The organism is Mycobacterium kyorinense (genome assembly GCF_002101735.1).
Classification (GTDB): Bacteria; Actinomycetota; Actinomycetes; order Mycobacteriales; family Mycobacteriaceae; genus Mycobacterium; species Mycobacterium kyorinense.
Window position 1 is genome coordinate 1 of record NZ_LQPE01000051.1, and the last position, 4165, is coordinate 4165.

General features: G+C 66.0%; 1 protein-coding gene. It reads right to left on the reverse strand.

The window, feature by feature from the left end; all coding sequences use genetic code 11:
- The coding region (locus tag AWC14_RS08145) for a non-ribosomal peptide synthetase (RefSeq protein ID WP_142281618.1) at nt 1-4165 on the reverse strand (4165 nt) is incomplete at both ends.

The following is a 4165-nucleotide window of genomic DNA, read 5'->3' on the forward strand; positions in this document are numbered from 1 at the left end:
CAGGATCATCAAGTGAACCGAACTGGGCACGCTGCCACAACGTGTAATCGACATACTGCACCGGCAACTCGGCCCACTCCGGGGCCCGCCCCGCGCACCGGCTGGCATAGGCCACACCCACATCGCGCACCAGCGGGCTGATCGACCACCCGTCGGCGGCGATATGGTGTACGACGGCCACTAGCACATGCTCGTCGTCGGCTACGCGGAAAAGCCTGGCGCGCAACGGAATCTCGACCGCCAGATCGAACATGTAGCGGGCTGTCTCACCGATGGCTTCCTCCAGTTGGCCCGCTGACCAGACTCTGGCATCGACAACCTGCCAGCCGAAATCGGCATGCTCTCCGGAAATGACCTGCTGCCGTGGTATTCCTTCCGGCGCGGCAAACAGTGTGCGCAGGCTCTCGTGTCGGCACACCACATCGGCCAGTGCTTGCCCTAACGCGCTGGCATCAAGTCGTCCACTTAAACGGAACGCCGCCGATATGTTGTAAACCGGTGAGGGGCCCTGCAATTGGTCGAGAATCCATAACCGGTTTTGAGCGAACGACAACGGCACCACGGCGGGCCGCTCGACTGGCATCAGCCGCGGCAGCCGACTCGCACTCAGGCCGATACGCCGGGCGAGTTGGGCCACAGTGGGCGCCTCGAAGACGCCACGTACCGACAGACCAGCATCCAGCGAAGTATTGATCGCGGCGATCAGGCGCATCGCCGAAATGCTGTCGCCGCCTAGGTCGAAGAAAGAGTCGTCGACGCCGACACGGTCCACCCCGAGGACTTGAGCGTAGATGCCTACCAGGATCTCCTCCACCGGGCTAGCCGGAGCCCGATATTCGTCACTGGCGTATTCGGGTGCCGGCAGCGCGCGAGTGTCGAGCTTGCCGTTGACGGTCAGCGGCAGCGCCTCCAACACCACCACGGCGGACGGGATCATGTAGGCCGGCAGCCGCTCGGCCAACTGCTCGCAGATCCGCGCCGGGTCAGCGCTCCCGGTGACATAACCCACCAGGCGCTTGTCGCCGGGGCGATCCTCGCGCGCAACCACCGCCGCCTGCTCCACACCATCCAAACCACTTAGCGCCGACTGGATTTCACCGAGCTCGATGCGATACCCGCGGATCTTGACCTGCTCATCAGCGCGGCTCACATAGGCGAGTTGACCATCGGCGCGCCAGCGCACCAAATCCCCGGTGCGATACATGCGTGTTCCGGACCCGCCGAAGGGGCACGCCACAAACCGCGACGCCGTCAATCCCGCCCGGCGCACATACCCGACCCCTACCCCGGCACCGGCGACATACAACTCGCCGAGCACCCCGGCCGGCACCGGGCGCAACCACCCGTCCAGCACGAACAACGCCGCACCCGCCACCGGCGACCCGATCGGCACCGCCCCCGCGTCCGGCCTCAGCGGCGCGCTGATCGCCACACACATCGTGGTCTCGGTCGGACCGTAAGCGTTGACCATCACCCGCCCCGGCGCCCACCGATCCACCACCTCGGCCGGGCACGCCTCCCCGGCCACCACCAACGTCGTCGACTCCAACGCCTCAGGCGACAAAACGCTTACCGAAGAGGGTGTCTCGGTGAGCACCCGAACCTGTTCAGCGACCAACACATCGTGGAAGCCTTCTGGTGAGCCGGTCACCGACCCCGATATCACCACGAGCCGCCCGCCGCGCAGCAGCGCGCCGAAGATCTCCCACACCGACACGTCGAACGCCAGCGAGTGACTGTGCGACCACACGCCCGTTGGCGGCAGACCGACATCGAGGGAGCCCAGGAGCTGGGTGACGTTACGATGCGTGATACCAACACCTTTAGGCAGGCCAGTCGTGCCCGAGGTGTAGATCAAGTAAGCGATGTCATCTGGGTTTGGCGCCGGTAGCGCCCTGCTGGGCTGGGCAGCAACACCCGGGTCATCGACGTCGATAGTCAGTACGTCAAATTCGTCCAGCCGCGACCGCAGCTCACTGGTGACAACGGCGGCGATCGGTGCAGCGTCGGCGAGCATGAACCCGATTCGAGCCGCCGGCAGCGCCGGGTCAAAAGGCAGATAGGCCGCCCCGGCTTTGAGCACCGCGAGGATCGCCACGATCGCCTCGGCCGACCGCGAAAACAGCAGCGCCACATAACGTCCCGGCCGCGCGCCATGTCCGACCAACAGATGCGCCAAGCGGTTGGACGCCTCATCCAGCTCACGGTAGGTCCACGAACGATCCCCGCACACCACCGCCACCGCATCCGGTGTCTGGGCTACCTGGGTGGCGAATAACCCCGGAACCGACACCGCCGCAGGCGTCGGCGTGGTCAACACTGCCCGGTTACCCCACTCATCCAGGCGGGCGTGCTCGAGCTCGTCGAGCAGATCAATCGACGACAACGACCGGCCCGGATCCCCGGCCATTGCGACCAACACCCGCCGCAACCGCTCGATCAGCGCCTCGATGCTTGCCGCGTCGAACACGTCGGTGCGAAACTCCACCATCCCGCTGATCCCGGCAGGCTCACCGTCCGTGCTCCAGCATTCGGCGAGTGAAAACACCAAATCCATGCGGGCAGACTGTGTTTCGACGGGCAGTGGTGTCACATCCAGATCACCCAGAGTCAGCTCGGCGCTGGTGGTGGTGTGCTGCCAGGGCAGGTTCTGCCAGGCCAACATGACCTGTACCAGCGGGTGATGGGTCAGGCTGCGGGTCGGCTTGAGCCGCTCGACCAGCACCTCGAACGGCACGTCTTGATGCTCGTAGGCGGCCAAACTGCGCCGCCGCACCCGGGCCAGCAACTCCCCGACATCGGGATCGCCGGCCAGGTCGACCCGCAGCACCAAGGTGTTGACGAAAAACCCGACCAGCTCGTCGAGCGCCGCGTCGCGGCGCCCCGCAATCGGAAACCCCACGGCCACATCGGAACTAGCACTGAGCTTCGATAGCAGCACTGCCAGGGCCGCCTGCATCACCATGAAACTGGTCGCCTTGTGCTGGCGGGCCACACGCGCCACTTGCTGCTGCAGTTCGGCCGGCCAGTCGACCGCGATGCTGGCACCCCGCTGATCAGCAACCGGTGGATAAGGCCGATCGGTCGGCAGCTCCAGCCGCTCGGGCATCCCGGCCAGGGCCTGCTCCCAGTAGGCCAGCTGCGCGACGATGGGGCTGTCCGGATCGTCAAACTCACCGAACTGCGCCCGCTGCCACAGCGTGTAATCGACATACTGCAGGACCAGCGGGTCCCAGCCCGGCGCCTGCCCCGCACACCGGCTGGCGTAGGCCAGCCCGAGATCACGCACCAACGGCGCAATCGACCAGCCATCGGCGGCGATATGGTGCACCACGGCCACCAATACGTGCTCGTCGGCGCTTTCCGTGAAAAGCCTTGTCCACAAAGGGGCTTCCGTTGCCAGATCAAACGTGTGACGAACGGCAGCGCCAATCGCGGCATCCAGCCGGTCCGCCGACCAACCGGTCGCATCGACCACATCCCACCCGAAATCGCTCTGCGCTGCGGGTACCACCACCTGCGCAGGGATGCCCTCAGGTGCGACGAACAAGGTGCGAAGCGTTTCATGACGGCCCACCACGTCGGCCAGCGCCGCACGCAGGGCATCGACGTCCAGTCGCCCACTAAACCGCAGTGCCACCGCGATGTTGTAAACCGGTGAGGGGCCTTGCAACTGGTCGATGAACCACAATCGCTGCTGGGCAAACGACAACGGAACCACCGCGGGCCGCTCCACCGGCCTCAACGGTTCGAGCCGGCCCTCGCCTACGCCGATACGGGACGCCAGCTGGGCAACCGTCGGCGCCTCGAATACGTTGCGCACCGAAAGATTGGCGGCCAGGCTGATGTTGATCGCTGCGACGACCCGCATGGCCGACAGTGAATCTCCGCCGAGGTCGGTAAACGAATCGTCGACTCCGACGCGTTCAAGACCGAACACCTGCGCGTAGATGCCCGCCACGATCTCCTCGACCGGATTGGTGGGCGCGCGGTATCCACCCGCGGTGTACTCGGGCGCCGGCAGGGCGCGGGTGTCGAGTTTGCCGTTGGGCGTCAACGGCATTGCGTCGAGTGCGACCACCGCGGCCGGCACCATGTAGGCCGGCAGCCGCTCGCCGAGTTGGGTGCGCAGTTCGGTGGGGTCGGCGGTGCCGGTGACGTCGCC